At 75.1% G+C, this 24372-nt stretch carries 20 protein-coding genes and 1 tRNA gene; 8 read left to right on the forward strand and 13 right to left on the reverse strand.

Translation table 11 applies throughout. The features are described 5' to 3' along the window. Window positions 1-51 precede the first annotated feature (51 nt). The 3 genes from J4G33_RS17475 to metG form a co-directional block, all read right to left on the reverse strand. Window positions 52-1185, reverse strand: a complete 1134-nt coding sequence (locus J4G33_RS17475) for a resuscitation-promoting factor (RefSeq protein ID WP_208055699.1) — start codon at window positions 1183-1185, stop codon at window positions 52-54. Window positions 1186-1355: 170 nt separating this feature from the next. Beyond that, entirely contained in the window at window positions 1356-2297 is a 942-nt protein-coding gene (locus J4G33_RS09355) for a TatD family hydrolase (RefSeq protein ID WP_208055700.1), read from the reverse strand. After that, window positions 2294-3916, reverse strand: a complete 1623-nt coding sequence (gene metG, locus J4G33_RS09360) for a methionine--tRNA ligase (protein ID WP_208055701.1) — start codon at window positions 3914-3916, stop codon at window positions 2294-2296. Before metG ends, J4G33_RS09355 begins: the two co-directional genes overlap by 4 nt. Before the next feature lie 50 nt (window positions 3917-3966). Here metG and J4G33_RS09365 point away from each other — a divergent pair, with 50 nt between their 5' ends. Further along, window positions 3967-4566 carry an isochorismatase family protein gene (locus tag J4G33_RS09365; protein WP_208055702.1) on the forward strand — a complete coding sequence of 200 codons (600 nt, stop codon included), beginning with the start codon at window positions 3967-3969 and terminating at the stop codon, window positions 4564-4566. A 37-nt stretch (window positions 4567-4603) separates the two neighbouring features. Here J4G33_RS09365 and J4G33_RS09370 read toward each other — a convergent pair whose 3' ends face one another. Together J4G33_RS09370 and rsmI are read right to left on the reverse strand one after the other, a co-directional pair. Continuing rightward, window positions 4604-5797 (reverse strand): PQQ-dependent sugar dehydrogenase, encoded by a 1194-nt coding sequence (locus J4G33_RS09370; protein WP_307793837.1) that lies wholly within the window; start codon window positions 5795-5797, stop codon window positions 4604-4606. Window positions 5798-5863: 66 nt separating this feature from the next. Further along, window positions 5864-6706 (reverse strand): 16S rRNA (cytidine(1402)-2'-O)-methyltransferase, encoded by an 843-nt coding sequence (gene rsmI, locus J4G33_RS09375; RefSeq protein ID WP_208055703.1) that lies wholly within the window; start codon window positions 6704-6706, stop codon window positions 5864-5866. A 41-nt stretch (window positions 6707-6747) separates the two neighbouring features. Between rsmI and J4G33_RS09380 the strand changes: the two genes are divergently transcribed. Next, window positions 6748-8316, forward strand: a complete 1569-nt coding sequence (locus J4G33_RS09380; protein ID WP_208055704.1) for a dolichyl-phosphate-mannose--protein mannosyltransferase — start codon at window positions 6748-6750, stop codon at window positions 8314-8316. A 6-nt stretch (window positions 8317-8322) separates the two neighbouring features. Here J4G33_RS09380 and J4G33_RS09385 read toward each other — a convergent pair whose 3' ends face one another. From J4G33_RS09385 to J4G33_RS09405, 5 genes are all read right to left on the reverse strand, one after another. Beyond that, a complete protein-coding gene (locus tag J4G33_RS09385; protein ID WP_208055705.1) occupies window positions 8323-9624 on the reverse strand; it encodes a glycoside hydrolase family 20 zincin-like fold domain-containing protein in 1302 nt (433 codons plus the stop codon). A 115-nt stretch (window positions 9625-9739) separates the two neighbouring features. Further along, window positions 9740-9812, reverse strand: a tRNA-Ala gene (locus J4G33_RS09390). A gap of 52 nt (window positions 9813-9864) precedes the next feature. Further along, window positions 9865-10956: a hypothetical protein gene (locus J4G33_RS09395; protein ID WP_307793838.1), complete on the reverse strand. Its 1092-nt coding sequence runs from the start codon at window positions 10954-10956 to the stop codon at window positions 9865-9867. 64 nt (window positions 10957-11020) lie between these two features. Further along, window positions 11021-11626 carry a GNAT family N-acetyltransferase gene (locus tag J4G33_RS09400; protein WP_208055706.1) on the reverse strand — a complete coding sequence of 202 codons (606 nt, stop codon included), beginning with the start codon at window positions 11624-11626 and terminating at the stop codon, window positions 11021-11023. Window position 11627: 1 nt separating this feature from the next. Continuing rightward, window positions 11628-12845 carry a molybdopterin molybdotransferase MoeA gene (locus J4G33_RS09405; protein WP_208055707.1) on the reverse strand — a complete coding sequence of 406 codons (1218 nt, stop codon included), beginning with the start codon at window positions 12843-12845 and terminating at the stop codon, window positions 11628-11630. Between the two features lie 79 nt (window positions 12846-12924). Between J4G33_RS09405 and J4G33_RS09410 the strand changes: the two genes are divergently transcribed. Then, window positions 12925-13581 carry a 5-formyltetrahydrofolate cyclo-ligase gene (locus tag J4G33_RS09410; RefSeq protein ID WP_208055708.1) on the forward strand — a complete coding sequence of 219 codons (657 nt, stop codon included), beginning with the start codon at window positions 12925-12927 and terminating at the stop codon, window positions 13579-13581. A 70-nt stretch (window positions 13582-13651) separates the two neighbouring features. Here J4G33_RS09410 and J4G33_RS09415 read toward each other — a convergent pair whose 3' ends face one another. Then, window positions 13652-16243: a penicillin acylase family protein gene (locus J4G33_RS09415; RefSeq protein WP_208055709.1), complete on the reverse strand. Its 2592-nt coding sequence runs from the start codon at window positions 16241-16243 to the stop codon at window positions 13652-13654. A 116-nt stretch (window positions 16244-16359) separates the two neighbouring features. Here J4G33_RS09415 and J4G33_RS09420 point away from each other — a divergent pair, with 116 nt between their 5' ends. The 3 genes from J4G33_RS09420 to mscL all read left to right on the forward strand — a co-directional run bounded on the left by J4G33_RS09420 (window position 16360) and on the right by mscL (window position 18163). After that, a complete protein-coding gene (locus J4G33_RS09420) occupies window positions 16360-16806 on the forward strand; it encodes an FmdB family zinc ribbon protein (RefSeq protein ID WP_208055710.1) in 447 nt (148 codons plus the stop codon). Window positions 16807-16902: 96 nt separating this feature from the next. Further along, window positions 16903-17631, forward strand: coding sequence for an SAF domain-containing protein (locus tag J4G33_RS09425; protein ID WP_208055711.1), 729 nt, complete (start codon window positions 16903-16905; stop codon window positions 17629-17631). Between the two features lie 139 nt (window positions 17632-17770). Continuing rightward, window positions 17771-18163 (forward strand): large conductance mechanosensitive channel protein MscL, encoded by a 393-nt coding sequence (gene mscL, locus J4G33_RS09430; protein WP_208055712.1) that lies wholly within the window; start codon window positions 17771-17773, stop codon window positions 18161-18163. Between the two features lie 33 nt (window positions 18164-18196). Here the strand turns inward: mscL and J4G33_RS09435 are convergent, their stop codons facing one another. Further along, the gene (locus J4G33_RS09435; protein WP_208055713.1) at window positions 18197-18454 is read right to left on the reverse strand and encodes a hypothetical protein; all 258 of its coding nucleotides are present in this window, start codon (window positions 18452-18454) and stop codon (window positions 18197-18199) included. Window positions 18455-18473: 19 nt separating this feature from the next. Continuing rightward, window positions 18474-22823 (reverse strand): PDDEXK-like endonuclease domain-containing protein, encoded by a 4350-nt coding sequence (locus tag J4G33_RS17790; protein ID WP_208055714.1) that lies wholly within the window; start codon window positions 22821-22823, stop codon window positions 18474-18476. Between the two features lie 464 nt (window positions 22824-23287). On the opposite strand from J4G33_RS17790, the gene J4G33_RS09445 reads away from it, so the two are divergent. Together J4G33_RS09445 and J4G33_RS09450 are read left to right on the forward strand one after the other, a co-directional pair. Beyond that, a complete protein-coding gene (locus J4G33_RS09445) occupies window positions 23288-23584 on the forward strand; it encodes a DUF1540 domain-containing protein (RefSeq protein ID WP_208055715.1) in 297 nt (98 codons plus the stop codon). 60 nt (window positions 23585-23644) lie between these two features. After that, window positions 23645-24271, forward strand: coding sequence for an alpha/beta hydrolase family protein (locus J4G33_RS09450; protein WP_208055716.1), 627 nt, complete (start codon window positions 23645-23647; stop codon window positions 24269-24271). Window positions 24272-24372: the final 101 nt, after the last annotated feature.

The raw sequence follows: 24372 nt of genomic DNA on the forward strand, positions 1-24372 counted from the left end.
TCTGTCACGCGATCCCGGCGGGCCGGTGTGCTATGTCCCGATCCGTCTGGGTCAGCGCAGGCCGAGGACCGACGAGCAGTGCGGCCACTGACCCCACCCCGACCGGGCCTGGAGCGCCATGGCCCGCTCGGTCTGCTCGGCAGGCGAGGCCTGGGACGGCAGACCGGCTCCACCCACGGACTGCCACGTCCCCACCGAGAACTGGTAGAGCCCGTGGTACAGCCCGTTCGAGGAGACGATGCTGGGGTTCCCCCCCGACTCGCACTGCGCGAGAGCCCCCCACACGCCCTCGCCCGTGACGGTCGGGGTCGGCGCGGTGCGCGTCCCGACCCGGACCACCTGGTCCACCGCCTCGGCCAGGACGATCTCGCCGAGCACGGTGCGGGCGACCTCGACGCCCCCGGCCTCGTACGCGACGTAGGTGACGACCCTGCTGCCCTCGCTGCCCCGCACGCTCACGACCTCGGTGCCCTCGTCGAGCCCGGGGTCGTCGGTGCGGAGCGTCTCGAAGGGCTCGGTGCTCGTCTCGGACCGCGTCACCGGGACGGCGCGGGTGATCATGACGGCGAGACCGTCGGCGAGCGGGGTGTCCAGGGGGACCGACAGCTGGTCGTACGGGCCCAGCACGGTCCCGGCCTCGCGGAGGGCCTCGCCGACGGTGAGGGCCGCGGTGGACAGCTCGCTGGTCTCGCCGTCGACGACGAGGTGCACGGCCTTGGGGGTCGAGAGCTGGAGCATCGCCGCATCGGTCGGGACGCCGTCGCGGCCCAGCGGGGCCGAGCGCGAGGCCGAGGCGCGCACGCCGTCGTCGCGCAGACCGAGCTCGGCGAGCACCTCCCCGACGGTGAGCGCGGTCGACCACACCGTCCGCTCCTCGCCGTCCACCTCGACGACGACCTCGCGGGCGTGCCGGACGAGGACCTCCTCGGCGCCGACCAGGCTCGCGTCGACCGCCGGGACCACGAGGTCACGGTCGCCGACCTCGACCCCCTCGGCGGCGAGCACGTCAGCGACGGTCCGCCCGAAGGTCGAGACGGTCGTCCGCTCGCCGTCCACCTCGAGGACCACGGTCTGGTGCAGCACCGCGAAGGCACTCGTCCCGGCCACGACGAGTCCCAGCACCAGCGCCTGCGCCACCAGACGCAGACGCCCGGGCAGGGCACGCTCGCCAGGGGTCGGGATCACGAGGTCCTCAGGGGCACGGCGTCGTCCGTCCGTCGGGGGCAGGGGCACAGGTCGGGTGCTGCTGGAGGTGCTGGTGCGTGCGCTGCTGCCCAACGGTCGCCCGGGTCGGCCGCACGCGCCCCCCGACGGTAACGGAACGGACACGGTCGCGGGTAGTCCCGAGGTCCCCGTCAGGGCTCGTCGGCCCAGCTCCCGTAGAGGTGCTCGGCGTTCGCGCTCACCTGGTCGCACAGCGCGGCGAGGTCGACCTCGAGCTCCTCGGCGACCCGGCGGGCGGTCCCTGCGAGGAGGTAGGGCGCGTTGGGTCGGCCGCGGAAGGGGTGCGGCGTCAGGTAGGGCGCGTCCGTCTCCAGGAGCACCCGGCTCAGCGGCGTGACGTGCAGCGCGGCCCGCAGCTCGTGGCTGCTGGCGAAGGTCACCGGCCCCGCGAAGGACAGGTACCAGCCACGGTCCACGCACAGCCGCGCCATCGCGGCGTCCCCCGAGAAGCAGTGGAAGACGGTGCGCTCAGGGGCGCCGTCGGCCAGCAGCAGGTCGATCACCTCGGCGTGGGCGTCGCGGTCGTGGATCTGCAGCGCCAGGCCCAGCTCCTTGGCCAGGGCCACGTGCGCCCGGAAGGACTCGCGCTGCACCGCACGCCCGCGCTCCCCGGTCCGGAAGTGGTCCAGACCGGTCTCGCCGATCACCCGGATGCGGTCGTTGCCCCGCGCGATCTCGGCGATCGCGGAGATCGCGTCGTCGAGGGAGACGTCGTGGCGGGCCTCCCGCGCGGGCTCGAGGCCGTCGGGGCCCACCTCGAGGACGCCGGCGTGCAGCGGAGCCTCGTTGGGGTGGATCGCGACCCCGCCGAGCAGGGCTCGGTGCTGCCGGACGGCCGAGTCCGTCCAGCGTGCGGCCGGCAGGTCGCAGCCGATCTGGACCATGCGGGTGACCCCCACGGCGGCCGCACGCTCGAGCTGCTCGAGGACCGCGGGTGGTTCAGCCCCACCGTCGAAGCCCCCCGCACCGGGGGCCGCGTGGTCGAGGTGGGTGTGGTCGTCGACCAGCGGTGCGGGCAGGGGCTCGGGCAGCGCGGGCCAGGAGCGGTCCCGCTCTCGTCCCCGTGGGCTCACGAGGCCGCCTGCTCCTCGATCCGTGGGAAGAGGGACGGCCCCTTGGTCACGACGGTGCCGGGGACGAGCCGGCCGAAGGTCGCCGCCTCGGCGACCTGCTGGTCCGCGAGCGCCCCGAGGGTCGGTTCGGCCCCCAGGGAGTCCCACAGCGCCGCGGCCGCCCGGGGGGTCACCGGGTGGAGCAGCACGGCCAGGGTGCGCAGGGCCTCGGCGGCGGTCACGAGCGTCGTGGCGAGGCGACCACCCTGGGGGTGGGTGCCGTCCGCGTCGACCTCGGTCTTGGCGACCGCCCAGGGGGCCTGCTCCGTCACGTAGCCGTTCGTCGCGTCGACCAGGGTCCACACCGCGGCGAGGGCCTCGTGCAGGGCGAGCCGGTCGACCGCGCTCTCGGCGTCGGCGACGGCCTGCGCCGCCACCTCGGCGAGGCGCTCCTCCCCCGGGCCGGCGGGGCCCGACCCGGGCAGCACGCCGCCGTAGTACTTGCCGACCATCGCTGCGACCCGCGAGGCCAGGTTGCCCAGCCCGTTGGCGAGCTCGGCCGTGTACCGGGCGTGCAGGTCCTCCCAGGAGAAGGAGCCGTCCTGGCCGAAGGCGATCGCCCGCAGGAAGTAGTAGCGGAAGGCGTCCGAGCCGAAGGTGTCGATGATCTGCGCGGGGGCGATCCCGGTGAGCTTGGACTTGCTCATCTTCTCGCCGCCCACCAGCAGCCAGCCGTGCGCGAAGACCTGCTTCGGCAGGGGCAGGCCCGCGGCCATGAGCATGGCCGGCCAGATCGCGGCGTGGAACCGCAGGATGTCCTTGCCCACGAGGTGCACGTCGGCGGGCCACACGGTCTCGAAGAGGGCCTGGTCCGCGGCGTCCTCCGACCCGTAGCCCACGGCGGTCGCGTAGTTGAGCAGGGCGTCGATCCACACGTAGAGGACGTGCTCGGAGTCCCACGGGATGGGGATGCCCCAGTCGAAGGTCGACCGCGAGATCGACAGGTCCTGCAGGCCGCGGCGGACGAAGGCGATCACCTCGTTGCGCGCCGACTCGGGCTGCACGAAGGTCGGGTTGGCCTCGTAGAGCTCGAGCAGGCGCTCCGCGTAGGCGCTCATCCGGAAGAAGTAGTTGTTCTCCGCCAGCATCTCGACAGGTCGGCCGTGGATCGGGCAGAGCTGCTGGCCCTCGAGCTCGCCCGTGCCGGGGACGAGGTCCCCGGGGAGCTTGTACTCCTCGCACCCCACGCAGTAGGGCCCCTCGTAGGAGCCCTGGTAGACCTCGCCGCGCTCGTGCAGGGCGGACCAGAACCGCTGGACCCGCTCCTTGTGCCGCGGCTCCGTGGTCCGGATGAAGTCGTCGTTGGAGACGTCGAGGGTCTCGAGGACGGGCTTCCAGGCGGTGTCGACCAGCCGGTCCACCCACTCCTGCGGCCCGACGCCGTGCGCCTCGGCCGTGCGCAGCACCTTCTGGCCGTGCTCGTCGGTGCCCGTGAGGAACCGCACGGGCTCCTGCCGCTGCCGGTGCCACCGCGCGAGGACGTCCGCAGCGACCGTCGTGTACGCGTGCCCGATGTGGGGGGCGTCGTTGACGTAGTAGATCGGGGTGGTGACGTAGAACGTCTGACAGTCGGCGGGCATGCCCGCCATCGTAGGCGTGCGCGAGCCGTGTCCGTGCCTAGGGTGGAGGCATGAGCACCGACACCACACAGCCCCGCGCCCTGCTGGTCGTCGACGTCCAGCCGACCTTCTGCGAGGGCGGTGCGCTCGGGGTCGACGGCGGCGACGCCGTGGCCGAGCGGGTCGCCACCTTCGCCGCCGACCACCGCGACGGCTACGCCCTGGTCGTCACCACCCAGGACTGGCACATCGCCCCCGGCGCGCACTTCAGCGACGAGCCCGACTTCGTCGACAGCTGGCCGCCGCACGGCCTCGCCGAGACGGCCGAGGCCCAGCTCCACCCGGCCCTCGCCGGGCTCCTCGCCGACGTCAGCATCAAGAAGGGGCAGTACGACGCGGGCTACTCGGGTTTCGACGGGCGCGACGCGGCCGGCCGCGAGCTCGGGGCCGTCCTCGACGACGCCGGGGTGCGTGCCGTCGACGTGGTCGGCATCGCCGAGTCCCACTGCGTCCGGGCGACGGCCCTGGACGCCGTGCGCCACGGCTACGTGACCCGGGTCCTGACCGACCTCACCGTGCCGGTGACCCCCGAGCTGGGAGCCGCGGCGCGGGCCGAGATGCAGACCGCGGGGGTCGAGCTGCTCCCCTCGGCCGAGGCCGTGCGCGACTGAGCCCGGCGATCCGGCCGGGGACGGTGGCGGGGCTGGGTCAGGGCGGCGTCAGCCGCACGAGACGGTCGTCCCCCGCCCGCGGGTCGCCCCGCCCGTCGGTGTTGTTGGTGAGCACCCACAGCGCGCCGTCGGGCCCTGCCACGACGTCACGCAGCCGACCGAGCTCACCCTCGAGGGTGGCGACGGGCTCGAGGGCCGGGGCGTCGAGGTCGACCGACCAGAGCCGAGCGCCCCGCAGCGCGGCGAGGTGGACCGTCGAGCCCGTGACCGCGATGCCGCTCGGTGAGGCCTCCGAGGTCGGCCAGGTGACGAGCGGGTCGGTGAAGCCCGGCCCGCCGCCGGTGCCCTCGACCTCGGGCCACCCGTAGTTGGAGCCGGGCTCGACGAGGTTGAGCTCGTCGACCTCGCTCTGGCCGAACTCGCTCGCGACCATGCGGCCGTCCTCGTGCCAGGCGATGCCCTGGACGTTGCGGTGACCTCGGCTCCACACGGGGCTGGCGGGGTCGGGGTTGCCCGGCGCCGGGTCGCCGTCGACGGTGACCCGCAGGACCGCCCCCGCGAGGGAGCCGGGCTGCTGGGCGCTGCCCGGCTCGGCGGCGTCGCCGGTGGTGACGTAGAGGTGGCCGTCGGGGCCGAAGGCCAGCCTCCCGCCGTTGTGGGTGCTGGCCGCCGGGATCCCGTCGAGCACCACCTCGAGCGGCCCGAGCCTGGGTCTCACGGGGTCGGTGAGGTCGAGGGCGCCACGCACCACCTCGTTCCCGGTCGCCGTGGTCCGGTAGAGCAGCAGCGGCGGCCTCCCGCCGTCCTGCGTGCCGACGTCGGGCGGGACGGCGACCCCCAGCAGGCCGCCCTCGCCGTCGGTGAGCGTGCCCTCGACGAGCTCCTCGGCCCCGGGGCCGGCCAGGTGCGCCGGCCCCGCCTCGGTCACGAGCAGCACCCGGGCCGCATCCCGCTCGGTCACCAGCAGCGCACCTCCGGGGAGGAAGGCGAGCGACCACGGGGCGTCGAGGCCCGTGAGGACGTCCTGCGGCTGCTCGGTCGCCGCGGGGAGCGTGGGGCCCGCCGGGAGCGCGGGTCCGGCGTCGTCCGCCCCGGACGGCTGCGTGGATCCGTCGCCCGGCGTGGGACCCACCAGGCTCGGGCCCGCGGACTCCTCGGAGGGCTGCGCGCCGCACGCCGCGGTCAGGGCGAGGCCCAGGACGGCGACGGCTGCTGCTCGAGGTCCTCGCACGCCTGGCTCCTGCCCTCGGTTCCTCGGTGCCCTCCAGTCTGCGGCGCGGGGTCGGCCCGCGCCCGTTCAGCGTCCGCGTGCCGCGATGGCCGCCGCGTAGAGCTCGCGCTTGGGGGTGCCGGCCGCGAGCGCGACCTCGGCGACAGCCTCCTTGAGCCGCTCGCCGCCGTCGGCCCGGGAGAGCACCTCGGCCACGAGGTCGGCCATGGCCGGGGCCGCGGCCTGGGGGGCACCGCCGACCACCACGCAGATCTCCCCACGGGGCCCGGCCTCCTCGGCCCAGCCGGCGAGCTCGCCGAGGGGGCCGCGGACGACCTCCTCGTAGGTCTTGGTCAGCTCACGGCACACGGCTGCCGGACGGTCCGTGCCGAGCACCTCGGCCATGGTCGCCAGGGTCTCGGCGACGCGGTGCGGGGACTCGAAGAAGACCATGGTGCGTCGTTCGGTGGCGAGCTGTCCGAGGGCGCGGGTGCGGTCACCCGGTCGGCGCGGCAGGAATCCCTCGAAGCAGAACCTGTCGGTCGGCAGCCCCGAGACCGCGAGGGCGGCGAGCACCGCGCTCGGGCCGGGGGCCGTGGTCACCGGCAGCCCGGCCTCGACCGCGGCCCGGACCAGGGTGAAGCCGGGGTCCGAGACCGTCGGCATCCCCGCGTCGGAGACGACGAGCACCGTACCCCCGGCGCGCACGACGTCGAGCAGCTCGGCGACCCGGGCCCCCTCGTTGTGCTCGTGGTGGCTCAGCAGCCGGCCTCCGGGACGCACACCGAGGCGCTGGGCGAGGCCGAGCAGGCGCCGGGTGTCCTCCGCCGCGACCACCTCGGCGGTCTCCAGGAGCCGCCGCAGCCGGGGCGAGGCGTCCTCCGCGTCGCCGATCGGCGTGGCCGCCAGCACGATCCGCCCGCTGCTCATGGCGGCCAGGCTACGCGGCTGCCCGGCCCTACGATGACGGCGTGACCAGCACCCTCCCGGCGGGCCGCGCGGCGAGCGACCGCAGGCGGGCACCCACCGGGCCCCGGGGCGGGCCGGGCGGGGAGGCCCTGTGGGGCTGGGTGACCGCCCTCGCGGTCACGGCCCTGGCCGCCGCGCTGCGGCTGCGGGACCTAGGGCGTCCCGCGGTCCTCGTCTTCGACGAGACGTACTACGTCAAGGATGCCTGGACGCTGCTGCAGCTCGGGTACGAGGGCCGGTGGCCCGACGACCCCGACCCGGCCTTCGAGTCCGGTCAGGTGGACGGCTACTCGAGCGATCCCGCCTACGTGGTGCACCCACCGGTGGGCAAGTGGGTCATCGCGCTGGGGATGCGGCTGCTGGGCGCGCAGGACCCGGCCGGGTGGCGGCTCGGCTCCGCCGTGGCCGGGGTGCTCGCGGTGCTGCTGCTCACCCGCATCGCCACGCGCCTGTTCCGCTCGGCTGGCCTCGGCGCGATCGCCGGGCTGCTCCTCGCGGTCGACGGCGCCGCGATCGTGCACTCCCGTACGGCCCTGCTCGACGGGATCCTCATGGTCCTGCTGCTCGCGGCCTTCGGCGCCCTGCTGCTCGACCGTGACCGCACCGGGGAACGCCTCGCCCGGCAGACGGGTCCTCCGTGGGCGCCCCCGGGCTGGGGGCCGGGCCTGGGCCTGCGCCCGTGGCGCGTCACCGCGGGCCTCCTGCTCGGCCTCGCGGTGGGCACCAAGTGGTCGGCCCTGTGGTTCGTCGCGGTCTTCGGCCTGCTGACGGTCGGCTGGGACCTTCTCGCCCGTCACCGGTCCGGGGCCTCACGCTGGTGGCAGACGGCGCTGCTGCGGGACGGGCCGCTGGCCTTCGTGAGCGTCGTGGGGACGGCCGCGGTGAGCTACGTCGCGGGGTGGGCCGGGTGGTTCGCCACCCGCGGCGGGTACGCGCGCACCTGGGCGGCCGACCACCCGGGCGAGGGCATCACCTGGCTGCCGGAGGCACTGCGCTCCTGGGTGCACTACCACCAGGAGATGTGGCGCTTCCACACCTCCCTGACCACGGAGCACGGCTACGCCTCCCACCCGGCGGGCTGGCTGCTGCAGGTGCGACCCACCTCCTTCTTCTTCGAGTCCGCCGAACCGGCCCTGCAGGTGTGCGGGGCCGAGCGCTGCGCGCAGACCGTGACGTCGCTGGGCAACCCGCTGCTGTGGTGGCTCGCGAGCGCGGCCGTGCTGGCCTGCGCCTGGTGGGTGGTCCGACGTCGCGACGGGGTCGCCCTCGCGGCGCTCTCGGGGCTTGCCGCGGGCTGGCTGCCGTGGTTCGCGTACTCCCACCGCACGATCTTCGCGTTCTACGCGATCGTCGTCCTGCCCTGGATGGTGCTGTGCCTGACCTGGGCGATCGGGCGGCTCCTCGCGTGGGGCGAGGCCGAGCCGTGGCGCCGGACGGTGGTGCGCGGCGTCGCCGTCGTCGGGCTCGTGCTGGTGCTCCTGACCACGGCGTGGTTCCTCCCGGTGTGGACCGGGCAGGTCACCACCTTCCGCGAGTGGCAGCTGCGTCAGTGGTGGCGCGGCTGGGTCTGACCCCGCTCAGCCCTGCGGGTCCAGGTCGAGGAGCCCGAGGGAGCGCCACCTCTCGACGAGGGCCGGGAGGCGGGCCGCGAGCGGGCGCTGGCGGTCGGGCACGGCCCACGCCACCTCGGCCAGCGTCGCGATCTGGGCGAGCCGGGTCAGCCCCCGGGGCTCAGGGTCGACCAGCCACCCCGAGGGCAGCACGGCCTCGAGCCCGGCGATCCCCGCGGACGGTTCTGGCCCCGCGACGGGAGGCTCGTCGAGCGGGGCACCGGCCCGAGCCAGGACCAGCCCCGCTCCTCGGCCCACGGCGGCCTCCTCCTGCGCGGTGAGACGCCCGTCGCCGAGGTGGCGGAGCACCGTCCCCTGCCCCGCGGCCTCCCCCAGCAGCGCCGCGGAGCCGACGACGAGCTTGCCGGCCCCGTGCACCTCCTCCGCAGCTCGGGCGACCAGCGCAGCCGTCGGCCCCGCCCCGGCCGTGCTGGGGTCTGCGGCAGGGCCGGGGCCGGGCTGCGCGCCGCGCAGGGCGAGCCGGACCGCAGGCCCGGGGGTCGTGGCGAGGACCCTGCCCAGCACCTCCTGCATCCAGCTCTCGTCCCAGCCGTCGTGCCCTCCCGCGGAGCCGGCGCGCCGCCCGAGGGCGGGGAGCCGCACCTCGGGCACCACGGTCACGTGCCGGGCGACGGCGTAGGTGAGGATCTCGGCGTAGTCCTCGACGTCGTACTCACCGCCCCCCTCACCCACCCGCAGGTGCAGCACGTCGAGCTTGAGGTCGGTCATGACGGCGACCACCCGCTTGACGCCCGCGACGTCCACCGCCGCGGGGCGCAGACCGAGGTCGAGACCGCGCCACAGGAACCGCGGGTGGTCGACGACCTCGACCGCGGGGAAGCTGAGGGCCGCAGGACGGTCGCGGGTGCCGCGGTCCTCGGGCAGGCGATGGCCCATCTGGTGCAGGGTGGTCGCCCCGCGCAGGAGCCCGGGGGCGGCGAGGGCGGTGATCTCGGCACGGTCCCGGCTCACCGTGAGGCGGTACGCCTCACGCAGCCGCGGGGCCTCGAGGGCATCGACCAGGCCCAGCTCACGGGGGTCACGGGCGAGGGTGAGGACGATCGCAGGGCCGGCGGTCGGCTCCTCGTGGGTCACCGAGACCGGGACGCCGCTGATCTCGCCGATGCGCCCCGCGGCGAGGACCGCCGTGCCCACCGCGGACGGGTCCGTCCCGGCGACCACCCGCATGCCCGGCCGCAGGTCGAAGGGGGCCCCGGGACGCAGCTCGACCGAGCGCGGGGTGGGCAGGACCTCACGACCGTCCCTCACCGGCACCGTCCTCCTGACCTCTGTCCCGCGGCTGCGGGGGCCTCGCGGGACGAGGTCCTCACGACGAAGGGCCCTGCGGCTGGACGCACCAGCACAGCAGGACCCTTCGTAGCGGTGGAGCTGAGGGGATTCGAACCCCTGACCTTCTCATTGCGAACGAGACGCGCTACCAACTGCGCCACAGCCCCTTGAGCGGGTAACAGGCTAGCACCACGTCGGCGGTGCTACCCACCCGCGGCCTCACTCCCCCGACGCACGCCGACGGGCGAGGATCGCGTCCAGGTCGAGGGACCTGGCCGGGCCCGTCGAGCTCGCGGTGGCGGGTGCTGCCGAGGGAGTCGACTCCTCCGGACGGCCGGACGCGCCGTGCCCCTCGTCCGCCGACGGCGCGTCCGCGGCGAGCTGGCCCACCGCGGTCAGGGCGACGTCGTCGAGCACGAGCGGAGCGGGCTCTCGACGCGGGGCCGCTGCCTTGAACGTGTAGGACGGGCGTGGCACGGGGACCGGGGCCCAGGTCTCGGTCTCGGCCGACCGGGCCTCGGACCGTGCCTGCGCAGCCGTGCGATCCGGTGCCTCGGAGGCCTCGGCGACGCGGCCCTGCACCGCCCCCGCGGACACCGTCCCCGCCCCGGTGGAGCTGCGGTCGGTCCGGGCGCTGGTCACGCTCTCCCGCGGGACGCGGGCCATGACCTCGGTGCTCGCCTCGGAGGGGTGGACGGCGCGCCCCGTCGTGCGGCGGGCGGGCTGCCGTGCGGCGCTGTCGACCGCCACGGGGGCGCGGGTGGCAGCGCCGGCCTCCCAGGCGGCGTCCGCGCGGGCCCCGGCGATCACCGCGCGCCGTCCCAGGCCCAGCACGGTGGCCAGGAGCGCGGTCGGCACCGCGCCCGCGAGCACCGCCGCGCCGGCCGCGCCGACGAGGGCCCAGCCGCCGACGGCGAGGAGGAGCAGGGCGGCGCACAGCAGGGCACGACGACGGGCAGCCGCCGAGCGGCGGGCCAGGTGGGCAGCGCGCTGGGCGTGCTCGGCGGCACTGCGCCGGGCGGCGTCCGCCGAGATGCGGTCCGTGGTCGCGTGCGGCCGGTCCATGGGTCCACCCCCTCCTCGTGCTGCTCGAGCCGTGCTGTGCAGCGGGAAGGGTGACCGTCCCGCACTCGCCGTGACCGTCGCCCCCGCCCGGGTGGCCTGGGCCACGCGCAGGACCCGCAGGCGCTCGGAGTACCTGTCGTCCGCGCGGGACTCGAGCAGCTGCTGGCGGTACCGCAACCGGTGCGGCACCAGGTAGGCGATCCACAGGCCAGCCATGGCGATCACCACGAGCCCGGCCTGGTTCACGTCACGACGGTAGGCGAGCCCGAGCACGGCGGCCCGCAGCGGCCGCGGCGTGTCGGCGGGGGAACTACACCGGTGTGGTTCGCGTGCGGCGCCACCGGGCCATCAGGCCTTCGGGGAGCTCCTCCGCGGTCACCGCGAAGGTGCGGTGGTCCCGCCACTCCCCCTGGATGTGCAGGTAGCGCTCCCGCACCCCTTCGTCGCGCAGTCCGAGCTTCTCGACCACGCGCAGGCTCGGGGTGTTCTCGGGCCGGATGTTGATCTCGACGCGGTGCAGACCGACCGGACCCAGGCAGTGGTCGACCGCGAGGGCCACGGCCGTCGGCGTGATGCCACGACCGGCGACGTGCTCGCTGATCCAGTACCCGATGCTCCCCGAGCAGAGCGACCCGCGCACGATCGTCGAGACGGTCAGCTGCCCGACGAGCTCCCCCCGGTACTCGACGGCGAAGGGCAGCGCTGCGCCCGAACGCGCCTGCCCCGAGAGCGCACGCACGAACTCCCCGAAGCTCGGCGGCGGGCCGGACACGGGCTCGGGGGAGGTCGCCTCCCACGGGTCGAGCCAGCGCGAGTTGGCCGCGCGGGCGTCCAGCCACGCCCGGGCGTCGCGTCGTCGCAGGGGCCGGAGGACGACGTCGTCCTCGCGCAGGACCACGGGCCAGCCGCGCGCCACCTCAGCTCTCCAGCACCAGGCAGGCGAGGGTGTCCCCGGCCCGCACCTGGGTCGTGTCCTCACCGACGACGGCGAGGGCGTTGGCCCCGGCCAGGGAGGAGAGCGCGACCTGGGACGGGTCACCCACGGGGCTCACCGTGTAGCCGTCGGTCGGCGAGCCGAGCACCCGCGCGGGCACGAACTGCCGTACCCCCGACGGCGAGGCCCACGGCCGGGTGGCGGCGGCCCGCAGCGAGGGCCGGAAGATGTCGGCGTGGCCGCCCATGGTCCGCAGCGCCGGGCGCACGAAGACCTCGTAGGCGACCTGGGCCGAGACCGGGTGCCCGGGGAGCGCGAAGACCGGGATGCCGTCGACGGTCCCGAAGCCCTGCCGGGCACCCGGGGCCATCGCGACGTGGTCGAAACGCACCGTGCCCAGCGGGGCGAGCACGTCCGTGACCGTGTCCCACGGACCGGCGCTCAAGCCCCCGGTGATCACCAGGAGGTCGGCCCGGACGAGCTGGTCGGCGATGATCTCGCGCAGGCCCGCGCGGTCGTCGGGGACCGGCCCCACGCGCACGGCCGTCGCACCGGTGTCCTGGATCGCGGCCGCGAGGGCGTGCGCGTCGGCGTCGTGCACGCCGCCGTCGGTCCGGGGCCGACCCGGCAGGACGAGCTCGTCCCCCACGGAGACGACCACCACGCGCGGTGCTGGGTGGACGCGCAGGCGTCCGCGGCCGAGGGCGGCCGCGACCGCGAGGTGCCGGGCCCCGACCCGGGACCCCTCGGCGAGGAGCCGGTCGCCGGCGGCGGCGTCCCGCCCGACCGGGCGGACGTGCTCGCCGGGATCGGCCCCGCCACGGACAGCCACCCGGGCGCGACCGCGGTCGGTGCGCTCGACGGGCACCACCGCGTCGGCCCCGTGGGGCAGGGGCGCCCCCGAGGCCACCAGGATCGCCGAGCCCCCGACGAGACGGAGCGGTTCGGTCGAGGAGACGGGCGCGTCGTGGACCACCGGCAGGACGACCTCACCCACCGGGGCCGGGCCGCGCAGACCGACGTCCTCGGACCGGACCGCGTAGCCGTCGCAGTCGGCGACCGCCCACGGCGGCACGTCGTAGGGGGCCGTGACGTCCTCGGCCAGGATGCACCCGGCAGCGTCCGAGAGCACGACGTCCAGGGGCGGCACGGGGCGCGCGGCGTCGAGCACCGCGGCGAGGTGGTCGTGCACGGATCTCATAGGAGCACCATCATGTCAGGACGAGGGTCCCCGGCCGGTCCTGGGACACCAACGACGGAAACTTTGCGATGATGTGACCATGAGCGGCACAGTCCAGCCCTACCCCGTCCCGCACAGCGGCCAGGACGTGGGAGAGGCCAAGGACGCCCTGCGCGCCGCGATCCGCGCCGAGCGCGAGAAGAGATCCCCCCGCACCCGGGCCCGAGCAGGTGTCGAGATCGCCCAGGTCGTCGGCGACCTCCCGCAGGTGCGCGAGGCCGGCTGCGTGGCCGCCTACGTCTCCCGGCCCACCGAGCCCGACACCCTGCCCCTGCTCGAGATGCTCGCGGGGCGAGGGGTCCGGGTGCTGCTGCCCGTCCTCGGGAGCGGCCTGCAGCGCGACTGGGCGTGGTTCACCAGCGCCGACGACCTCCAGGTCCGTGCCCCGGGCCGCCCCCCCGAGCCGGGCGGCCCGACCCTCGGGGCCGGCGCGCTGGTGGAGGCCGAGGCGATCATCGCCCCGGCCCTCGCGGTGGACACCGGTGGCGCCCGGCTCGGCCAGGGGGGCGGGTGGTACGACCGGGTGCTGGCCTACGCCCGCCCCGAGGCGACCGTGGTCGCGATGGTCTTCCCCGAGGAGGTCTACGACGCGGTCGAACGACCGCTGCCGCGTCAGGACCACGACCGTACCGTCGACATCGTGGCCACCCCGACCGGCTGGACGTGGGTCAGGGAGCCCGAGGGCTCCGGGCACTAGCAGGGCACGCGGCCGCACGTCGGCGGCGAGAGCACGGCCTGCCGACGCGGCCGCCCGGGTCAGCGCAGCGTCAGCCCGCGGGGCGCAGGGTGAGCTCGCGCGAGCTGGCCTCCTCGACCGCCTCGCGGCGGAAGGGCCACGGGAAGGTCTCCCCCTCGGCCCAGGCCGAGAACTGGTCGGTGTAGTGGACGCTGCCCGGGTGACCCGAGGTCCCCGTGAGGTTGACCCAGGTCGAGGCGTCGAGATCGGCCAGGTCCACGACCATGCGCATCGACGGCGCGGCGGTCACGGCGAAGGAGTCCGCCGCGGCGTCCCACGAGGTCGCGTTGATGATCGAGGAGCCGCCGGGCACCGCGAGCGGGCTCGGGTTGACCAGCTCGCGCACCGGACCGGGGGCGGCCTCCCCGCCGAGGACAGGGTGCTCGGGGGCTGCGGTGTGCAGGCGTCCCCACTGCCACTCGTCGGCGGTCTTGCCGAGCTCGACCGTGAGCTCGAGGCGGGCCTCGGTGAGAGCACGGACGAGGATCTCGTCCCGGCTCTCGACCACGTTGACCGTGCGGCGGTCGTCCCACCACGCGCTGTCCGGGTCGTCGAGGAGGTCCTCGACGACGGCGAGCCACCGGCTGTTGCCGCTGGGCCACTGGTCCTCGGGCAGGTCGTCCCAGAAGGTCAGCTCCAGGAGCTTGGCCCACACGGCGGAGAAGTACGCGGCCGCGGCGGAGTCGGTGCCCTGCACGTGGTCCCAGTCCCGCAGCAGGTCCACCCCCTCCTCGGTGAAGGCGTCGACCTCGAGCTCGAGGAGGGCAGGGATGAGGCTCTCGGCGTACGGGCTCCAGGCGTCGTTCTGGAGCTCGTTGGTCATCTCGACGTCGATCCGGGTGCCGTCCGCGACGAGGGCGTCGAGCTGGTCGCGGATCCGCTGCGACCGGTACCCGTAGTCCCAGTCCGCGGTGAGGAAGGGCTGGGTCCCGGAGGCGGTCACGGCCTGGTTCGCCGCGACCACGTAGCCGACAGCCGGGTCGAGGACCGCGGGCATCGAGGAAGGCTCGACCCAGCCCTGCCAGTCGTAGCGCGAGTCCCAGCCGGGCCGGGGCCAGGTCCCGTCCGAGGGCACCGGGCCGTCCAGGACCCGTGCTCGCACGGGGATCCGCCCCGGGGCCTGGTAGCCGATCTGGCCCTCGGTGGTCGCGAACACGATGTTCTGGGACGGCACGTCGAAGAGGGCCGCGGCCGCCGCGACGTCGGCGGCGTCCGAGGCCGTCGCGAAGGCGAGCACGGCGTCCGCGGTGTGGCCCGGCTCGAGCGCCGTCCACGCGAGGGCCACCTCGGTGGTGCGCCGGCTGCCCTCGGCGGTGGGCGAGGCTGCGACCCGTCCGAGGTCCATGACGTCGGAGATGATCGGGCCGTGCACCGTGGTGCGCACCTCGATCTCCTCCGACGGCCCCCCGGCGACCTCGATGGTCTCGGTGCGCGTCTCGAACGGGACCTGCTCACCGTCGCGCAGGTAGGTGTCGCCGGCGGGGCTGGTGCGCTGGAGGAAGAAGTCCGTGACGTCGGCACCGAGGTTCGTGATGCCCCAGGCCAGCTCGGCGTTGTGACCGATGATGACCCCGGGGAACCCCGAGAAGCCGAAGCCCGAGACGTCGTAGGGGCACTCGGGACCGACCGCGGTGCAGTGCAGGCCGACCTGCGACCAGATGCCCGGGGCCGAGATCGACAGGTGCGGGTCGTTCGCCAGGATCGGCGAGCCCGAGACCGTGTGCTCCCCGGAGACCACCCAGGAGTTGGATCCCGTGCCGTCCCCCTCGCCGAGGAGGTGGGGCACCGCGCCGAGCACCTCGGCGGTCGCGTCGAGGGCCCGCTGCAGCTCGGCGCCCAGCAGCGTGCCGTCAGGGTCGGCACCCGGGTGGTCGGGGGCGCCGCCCACTCCGGCGGCGGTGGGCCTCACGTCACCCTCGGCCACGATCGGGGCGTTGACGTCCTGCGGGTACCGGGGAAAGAGGTCGTTGACCCGGCCGACGTCGCGGACGGTCGCGTAGATCAGGGCGCGTGAGAGCTCCTGGTCGTAGTTGCCCTTGAGGTCCCACGCCATCGCCTTGAGCCAGGCGAGGGAGTCGATCGGGTCCCACGGATCAGGGTCGGCGACGTCGATCTGCAGGCCCAGCACCGCGTACTCGACGCCCAGGGACTCGGTGGGGGTCGCGTCGAGGTACGCGTTGACCCCCTCGGCGTAGGCCGTGAGCGCCTCGCGGGTCTCGGGGGCGAGGATCTCCCACTCCTGCTCGGCGACGGCGCGCCAGCCGAAGGTCCGGATGACCTTGTCGGCCGCGAGGGCCTCGTCGTTCTCCCCGACCAGCTCCGAGAGACGTCCCGCGGTGACGTGCCGGCGGTAGTCCATCTCGAAGAACCGGTCCTGGGCGTGCACGTAGCCCTGCGCCCGGAACAGGTCCTCGGCGGTCTCGGCGTAGATGTCTGCGACCCCGCGCTGGTCCCGCAGGACCGTGACCTCGGCCCCCAGCCCCGCCAGGTCGGCGGTGCCGCCGTGGTCGGGCAGCGGACGACGGACGACGGTCGCCGCGACGGCCGCGACGGCGACGATCGCGAGCACGAGAACGGCAGCGGTCCCGAGCAGGACGAGGCGGAGCGGACGACGACGGGGCACGGAGCGAGACTAACGGCTCCCCCACGGTGACCGAGGACCGGGGGTACCCGCCCCGGTGTCGTAGCATTGGCACTCGGATCGTGAGAGTGCCAGTCGTGATCGTGCCAGGAGGAACCGTGCCCACCTACGCCTACGCGTGCACCGCGTGCGACCACCGCTTCGACGTGCAGCAGGCCTTCACGGACGACGCGCTGACCGAGTGCCCGGCCTGCGCCGGCCGCCTGCGCAAGCTGTTCTCCGCCGTGGGCGTGGTGTTCAAGGGGTCAGGCTTCTACCGCACCGACTCGCGCGACGAGAAGCGCAGCAGCGGCGCCCGGAGCTCCTCCTCGACCTCCGGGTCGGGGAGCTCGTCGGGGTCGAACGGCGCCGCCGGGACGGGCGACAAGGCCGGCTCGAGCTCCTCGGGCGGCGACTCCTCGTCGGGCGGCTCCTCGTCAGGCAGCTCGTCCTCCGGGAGCACGGGGTCGAGCAGCTCGGGGTCGGGCGGCTCCGGGTCCAGCAGCTCGGGCTCCAGCAGCTCGGCGTCCGGCGGGTCCTCCTCGACCTCGGCTGCCGCAGGCTGACCCTCAGCGGGTCCACAGGGCCGGCGCCCCTCGCCCCCTCCACACCGTGGGCGGCCCCTCCCCGGAGCCCGTCGTGCACGTCCCTAGCGTCGCCGCATGGCCCGAGGCTCCACGGACGACCGCCCCCCTCCCCTCATCACGCTGCGCATCCTGCTGTGGAAGGGCCGCGGGGCGATGCTGGTCGGCACCCTCGTCGTCGCCGGGTGGGCGGTGGTCCAGCAGCTCGCCCCGAGCGGGCCGACGACCGCTCCCGTGGTCGTGACCACCCGTGAGGTGCCCCGCGGTGAGGTGCTCGAGGCCGGGGACCTCCGCGTCGCGCACCTCCCCGCACGCCTGGCGCCCGAGGGGGCTCTGGGTGATGCGACCGCCCTGGTGGGCCGGGCCACCGCCGTCGGGCTGACGGCGGGCCTTCCGGTGGTCGACCCGTTGCTCGAGGGGGCACGGTTCGGCGTCGAGCCGCCACCGGGGACCGTCGTGGTGCCGGTCCGGCTGGCCGACGCGTCGGTGGTGGGTCTGCTGCGGGCCGGGGACCGGGTCGACCTGGTCGGGCCGGCCGAGTCGGGGCCCGTGCTCGGGATGGCGACCGGAGCCGAGGACACGGGGAGCCCCCTCCCTCAGCCGGTCCTCCTGGCGCAGGGGGCGGTGGTGCTCGACCTCGGCGGGGGCACCGAGGAGGAGGGGCGGCTCGGTCTGGGCGGCGTCGCCGGGGCGACCTCGACCTCCGAGGCCGCCGCCGTCACGGTCGTGGCGGTCTCCCCCGAGGAGGGGCGGGCACTGGCAGCGACCGGTTCGTGGACCGCGCTCGGAGCGGTGCTCGTGGACTGAGGGTCACCACCCGTCGGGCCAGGCTCTGCGGTCGCGCGGCCGAGCACCGCCCGCGTGCTGGTGAGGCGCCAGGGCCCGCTGACATGATCACCGCGGCGGGCCGCTCGGCGCCGTCGTCCCTCTCGGTCCAGGAGACGTCATGATCGCCGGTTTCAAGAGCTTCATCCTGCGAGGCAACGTGATCGACCTCGCGGTCGCCGTCGTCATCGGTGCGGCCTTCTCGGCCGTGGTCGCCGCCATCGTCGAGGGGTTCCTCAACCCGCTCGTCGCGGCGATCTTCGGTCAGCAGGACCTGTCCGAGGTCGCGACCTTCACGATCAACGGGGCGGACTTCTCGATCGGCCTCGTCCTCGACGCGATGCTGACGTTCCTGCTCGTCGCCGCAGCGATCTACTTCGTCATCATCACCCCGATGAACGCCCTCGCGGCCCGTCGCAAGCAGGGGGCCGAGCCCGAGCCGGCCGCCCCCGCCGAGGACATCCTGCTCCTGCAGGAGATCCGTGACCTGCTCGCGAGCCGCCGGGAGCCCTGAGTCCCCGAGGCCCCGCGCCACCGCGGGACGAGCTCACCAGTGCGGAGGCTTCTCCCTGAGGAGCCGTTCGTCGTCGCCCTGGTCGGGGTCGGATCGCTCGCCCCAGCCCACGTCGACGTCGTCAGCGCTGCGCACGGGGAGCACCGGGGCGGCCTCACGCACCGTCTCGGTCGACCCGGAGGTCGACCGAGGTACCTCGCGCGCGGCATCCTCCCGACCGAGCCCGGCGGCCCCCGGTGCGGGCGTGCCGCCCGTGGCCCGTCGGGGCCGACGCGGAGGTGAGCTGCTCATCGACCGGGACCTCGCCCCGTCACAGCCGCCGGACCGCGCTGAGCACAGCGGTGTCGACCCTGGTCCCGCGGCGTGAGATGCCGAGCTCGGCACGCAGGGCCGCCGCGAGCTCCTCCTCGGTGCGCTCGACCCCGTCCGAGGCGATCCACACCGCGACCTCGTCGAGCTCGTCGTCGCTGTACGCCGCGATGGGCAGGCCCTGCTCGACCGCGGGGCGCGGGCCCCGGGCCGAGGGGCCGGGCGTGACGGCCGAGACCGGGATGAGCTCACCCTGCTCACCGTCCAGGTCAGGGGCCAGCGGCCCTGCCGCAGCGTGCACCGCGGGAGCCTGTGCTGCGGGAACCTGCACCGCGGGAACCTGCACCGCGGGGATCGCCTCGGAGCGCGCTTCCGCGACCACGTCCGGGGCGGCGTCGGCCAGCACCTCGGGGCGTCCCGGCCGTACGGGACGGGCCTCGGTGCGCTCGGCCGTGCGGCGGGCGCAGGCCTCGACGGTCGCGGCGAGCACCGCGTCGGCCTCGCCCTGCGGGTCGAGGAAGGCTGCGGCCGACCAGACCTGGACCACGGTCCAGCCGAGCCGCTCGAGGCGTTCGGCGTCCTGGCGGTCGCGCACCCGCACGCTCGGCTCGCCGACGTAGGCCTCGTCGTCGGTGAGGACGGCCACGAGCATCTCGCCGGGCAGGTCCGGGTGACCGACGACGAGCGGGATGCGCGCGTCGGTGCCCAGGCCGTGGTCGATGTCCACCACGAGGCCCTGGCGCCAGAGCCGCTCGGCGAGGTCCAGCACGAGGCGGTCGGGCTCGGGCCCGGTGGCCTCGGGCTCGTGACGCTCGCTCCGCGTCGGGGCGGCAGAGCGCGCCTCGGCGAGGGCCAGGAGGTCCGCGAGCATCCGAGCCCCGGGCGACTTCAGCCGGTCGGGGTCGAGGTCGGTCGAGGAGAAGCAGCTCACGACGGTGAGCCGTTGGCGGGTCGCACCGAGGGCCTCGAGCAGGCGTCCGTCGCCGCCCGGCTCGCTCACGGCACCGAAGCGGTGCAGCACCCGCCCGTGCGGGGTGCGGCCGTAGCCCACCGAGAAGATGACCGCCTCGCGGGTGAGGCCCTGCGTGGCCCCGATCTCGACCACGGCGAAGGGCTCAGGCTGGTCCGGTCGGAAGAAGGTACCGAGGGAGGGGTTGTCCCGGACCTCGGCCATGACGGCCTCACGCAGCCGCTCGGTGTGCACCGGGGACGCGCTGACGACGGCGAGGGACTCGTCGGGGCGGCTCAGTGCGTGCTCGAGCACGAGGTCCACGACGTGCGTGATCTCGGCCTGCGTGGCCTCGACCGCGCCGTTGGCGGCGGGCATCCCCGCCCCGTCGACCACGTCCAGGCGCAGCAGCGAGGCCGTCGAGGGCAACGGGGTCGCGGTGAGGCAGCCGGCGTAGCCGTGGTCGGACAGGAAGGCCGTCAGGTGCGGGTCGCGACGGGAGGTGTCCGCGTGCAGGGCGAGGGAGGGCAGCACCTCGGCCAGCTCGGCGAGGGCGGTGCCCGAGGCGCACCGGGTGTCCCCGACCACGAGCACCTGGCGGCCACGGGCCAGCGCTCCGACGACGGTCTCGATGGGCAGGTGGCTCGCGGCGTCGAGGATCACGAGGTCCTCCGAGCGGCGCCCGGGCAGCACGTGCGGCACCAGCATCGGTGAGGCGACGAGGCAGGGGCGCAGGTGCCGGGTGACGTCGGGGTAGCGGTCCACGGCCTGGCGCACGCCGCCGAACCTGTCCTCGACGATCTCCCCGAACAGGTCCTGGGTCTGCTGGTCGGCCGCGCGCAGCCGGACGCGCAGGTCCTCGCGGGCCGCCGCCAGGGCGAGCACCCCGCGGTCGGCGACGTAGCGGCGGTCGAGGGTGCGGAACTCGGCGACCAGGCGGGCGAGGGCTGCGCCGTCGTACCCGGCCAGCGCAGGGTCCTGGCGCAGGATCTCCTCGAAGACGGTGCTCCACCAGGCCAGCTCGAGCTCGGCGCTGACCAGGGCCGCCGGCACCCGGCGGTCGGCCAGGTCCTCGAGCAGGTCCCCCAGGCCGCGTCGGTCCAGGTCCCGGACGATGGCGGTGCGCTCGGGGAGGGTCTCGAGGGCCGACCGGTCCTGCTCGAGCCGGCGCAGCCGCTCCCGGAGCGACCTCCACGAGAGGGTCTCGAGCTCGCCCCCGTCGGGGGTGTTGGCCAGCACCGAGCTCAGCCTGGCGAGGTCGCCGCGGATCACCTGGAACTCGCGCTCGATCGCCGCGAGCCCTTCGGGGATCCGGGGCCAGCCACCGGCCGGGCAGTGCGCCTGCCACACCTCCCGCTGGGACTGCACGTCGACGAGGGCCGCGTGCAGGTCCTCGACGGGGCGCCCGGGGCGCAGCATGTCCTTGGCCTGCTTGCGGAAGCGGCGGCGCAGGCCGCGTGGCATGTCGAGGCCCCGTTCGGCGCGCCACGCGGGTGTAGCGGTCGCGGCGACGAGGTCGGCGGCGGAACGCTCGAAGACGATGGGCTGGAAGACGTCGAGGGCGCCGCGCACCCCTGCGAGCATCTCGAGCTGCTCGCCCCACTCGGCCGGTGTCGCGGCAGGGGTCAGCCCGGTGGTCTCGGCGACATGGGCGACCTCCTCCTCGAGCCGCGGCAGGCTCTCGTCGAGCAGGTGGTCCAGCCGCGCCAGCACGGCGGCGGCGCGGTCGTTGGTGAGCAGGTCCGCGCCGTACCAGGCGGTCGAGCGGGCCGAGGTGGAGAAGGCCCCGAGACCGGCCGCGCGCACCAGGTCGGCGGCAGCCTGGGCACGGCGCTCGGCGTTGAGGGACTCGGCCACGGGCACGGTCAGGCGCACCCGGGTCTGCGCCGCGGGTCGGCCGGAGGTGAGGCGCGCGAGGGCCTGCAGGGCGTCGTAGGCCGAGGCCCCCCACGGGTCGCGCTGCACGTGCAAGCCGTCGATGTACCCGCTGAGCCGGGCGCGACGGTCCAGCAGCTCGCGCTGCACGATCGCGACGTGCGAGGCCTCGACGTGCACCGGCTCGACCGTCATCGCGCCGAGCAGGCGGCGGGCGGCCTGGGCGCGCCAGCCCGAGTCCGGCGCGATGTCCAGGACGAGGCTCTCGAGCCCCAGCTCGGTGAGACGGTCGACCAGGGCCGCGCCCGCCCGGCGATGACCGGGGACGTAGAGGACCGTGCGCCCGGCCGCTGCGGCGTCGGCCACGACGGCGGCGAGGGTTCCGGGCACGTCGCTGCCCGCGGGGGCGTCGACCAGGAGGTGGTGGCCGGCGGCGATCGCGTCGAGCACGTGGGTCTGCGCGGGGTCGAGGTCGCCGACGCCGCGCTCCTGGTCGAGGGGCCGGTCGCCACGCAGGGGACGGGGCAGGGGGTGGGTGAGCGCCTCGACGGACCGGTGGTCCCCGGCCAGGGCTCGGAGGACCTCGTGCTCGACCAGGTGGGCGCCCTGGGCCTCGAGGTCGTCGACGAGCACCTGCTCGGGGTGCACGAAGGTACCCACCAGGAGGCGCTCCTCGAGGCGGAAGTCCTCCAGCACGGCAGCGCCCAGGGCGCGCAGCCGCCCGAGGGCCGGGCGGGGGTCGAAGCCGGCCTCGGTGAAGGTGCCACGGGCGAGGGCGGCCGGGTCCAGCAGGGCGCCGCGGCGGCGCAGCGAGGCCGCGAGCAGCGGGTTGATCTCGAGGGAGGGTTCGAGGGAGAGGTCGTAGTCGCTCTCCCCCCGGCCGCGGGGGTGGATGGCAACAGGGCGGAGCAGGACCGGGGCCCGGACCGTCCTGACGTGCGGGGCGTCCTCGGACTCGGTGGCGCGCGAGGACTCCTCGGGGACTGCCCCGTCGGCCACGCGGTCGGCCTCGGCGGCCTCGTGCGCCTCGATCGCGCCCGGGACGACGGCGACCTGGGCGATCGCCTCGAGGTCGTCACCGTCGACGGACTGGGCCGTCCGGGTGTCGAGGGGCTCGGTCCAGGTCGCGACGCCGATGGCGAGGAAGGCGGAGGCGATGCCGTAGCGCTGAGCATGGTCCTCGGCCAGAGCGCCGACCGCCCGGGCCCGACGCTTCGCGGAGGAGAGAGCACTGCCCTCGCGGACGAGATTGGACAGCCGTGTCTCGCGGCCCGCGAAGAGCTGCGCGATGCCTGAGGGGTGGGCCGCCGAGAGATCGAGCTGGGCCTCACCGAGACGGCCGACGTCGGCCAGGGCCGAGTCGCCGGCGCGCGCCACGAGAGCCTCGCGCCACCGCGCGGCAGCACGGTCGACGAGCACGGCCGGGTCAGGCTCGGGGACGACGGCGGGACGCACGACCTCTTCCCCGTCGGCCTTCTGGGGGTGTCCGTCGGGCCCCGGGGCGTGGATGCGCACGGGAGCTGTCACAGGTGCACGGTAACCGCGCGACGGGGCGAGATGGCGGTGCCGCGCCGTCGCGTCGGCGTCCGCCGGGACTGGCGACTCTGGCAGGAGGCCTCGCCAGGGGTCCCGCCCGCAGCCGCAGCCTGTGGGGCCGGGGCGATCGACGCTGGACTCCTCGGGATCGGAACCTCGGGGAGTGTTCACCCGGGACCGGAAGTAGAACAGTGCGCACCGCGCAGGGGGCAGGCGATGCGCACTGTCAGGGCCCAGTTTGCACCTCCCACCGGTGAGCGTCAAACCCCCGGGGTTCACCCCCGCCACGGGGGCGCGCCGCACCGCCTGCCCACAGGGAGCCGGGCGCCCGACATACGCATCACCGACGTTTCATTAGTGACTAAGGAATGCCTCACCTCAGAATTCTGGGTATTGCCCTATGGCATTCTTGGTGTGATTCTTGAGGAACACGATCGACGATTCGAGGAGCCACCATGACCGCCACGATGCCCGAGGTCAGCGAGTGCACCGTCGCTGGCTGCTCGTACAACCACGACGGCTGCCACGCCTTCGCCATCACGGTGAGCGGTGCGAACGGCTCGGCCGACTGCGGCACCTTCATCCCGCTGAGCACCAAGGGCGGCCTGGACCGGGTCGTCGCCCAGGTCGGTGCGTGCTCACGGGCCGACTGCGTGCACAACAGCGCCCTCGAGTGCACCGCCACCGCCGTGCGCATCGGCGCAGGTGCGGGTGGGCACGACGCGAACTGCCTCACCTTCCAGCAGGGCTGAGCCCGCACTCAGCGCGGCACACCACGCTTCGCCGAGGGACCCCCCGCCTAGAGTTGCCCCGTGCCCGAGCCCCGCATCGACGTGCAGGAGGTCCTCACCGCGCACGGACCGGCACGGGCCCACCTCCACGTCCCCGCACGGGCCCGGCGAGGGCTGCTCGTTCTCGGCCACGGCGCCGGGGGTGGGGTCGACGCCCCTGACCTCCTCGCCGTGGCCGCCGTCGCGACCGAGCTCGGGATGACCACCGCCCTGGTCGAGCAGCCCTACCGCACGGCCGGCCGTCGCGGGACCCCCCGGGCCCCGACCCTCGACGCAGCCTGGACGGAGGTCCTCGCGCACCTGGTCGCCGGGCACGGCGGCCACCTCCCCCTGGTCACCGGCGGACGCTCGGCAGGGGCACGCGTCGCGTGCCGCACCGCCGGGGCGACCGGAGCGGACGCCGTGCTGTGCCTCGCCTTCCCGGTCCAGCCCCCGGGGCGTCCCGACCGGCCGAGCCGACTGCCCGAGCTCGACGGTGCGGTCGTCCCGGTCCTGGTGGTGCAGGGCGACAGAGACCCCTACGGCCTGCCGCCGTCGGCCCCCGGCCGCACGGTCGCCGTCGTGCCCGGGGACCACTCCTTGCGTCGCGGGCTGGGCGAGCTGCCTGCGACGGTGCGGCCCTGGCTCGAGGCCCTCCTCTCCCGCTGATCGAGGGTGACGCACGTATCACCCCTCTGGGCCTCACGGCCCTGGCCCGCACGTCGACGGGGGTGCACCATGGAGGTGGTCGGCAACCCCGGCCACCTCAC

The sequence above is a fragment of the Actinotalea soli genome, assembly GCF_017565425.1.
Classification (GTDB): domain Bacteria; phylum Actinomycetota; class Actinomycetes; order Actinomycetales; family Cellulomonadaceae; genus Actinotalea; species Actinotalea soli.

Coding starts and splice junctions, on each gene's coding strand:
- metG (WP_208055701.1), bottom strand. CDS start 3,916: ATGCCCGCCGACTGTCAGACGTTCTACGTCACCACCCCGATCTACTAC.
- J4G33_RS09365 (WP_208055702.1), top strand. CDS start 3,967: ATGAGCACCGACACCACACAGCCCCGCGCCCTGCTGGTCGTCGACGTC.
- rsmI (WP_208055703.1), bottom strand. CDS start 6,706: ATGAGCAGCGGGCGGATCGTGCTGGCGGCCACGCCGATCGGCGACGCG.
- J4G33_RS09405 (WP_208055707.1), bottom strand. CDS start 12,845: ATGAGATCCGTGCACGACCACCTCGCCGCGGTGCTCGACGCCGCGCGC.
- J4G33_RS09410 (WP_208055708.1), top strand. CDS start 12,925: ATGAGCGGCACAGTCCAGCCCTACCCCGTCCCGCACAGCGGCCAGGAC.
- J4G33_RS09425 (WP_208055711.1), top strand. CDS start 16,903: ATGGCCCGAGGCTCCACGGACGACCGCCCCCCTCCCCTCATCACGCTG.
- mscL (WP_208055712.1), top strand. CDS start 17,771: ATGATCGCCGGTTTCAAGAGCTTCATCCTGCGAGGCAACGTGATCGAC.
- J4G33_RS09435 (WP_208055713.1), bottom strand. CDS start 18,454: ATGAGCAGCTCACCTCCGCGTCGGCCCCGACGGGCCACGGGCGGCACG.
- J4G33_RS09445 (WP_208055715.1), top strand. CDS start 23,288: ATGACCGCCACGATGCCCGAGGTCAGCGAGTGCACCGTCGCTGGCTGC.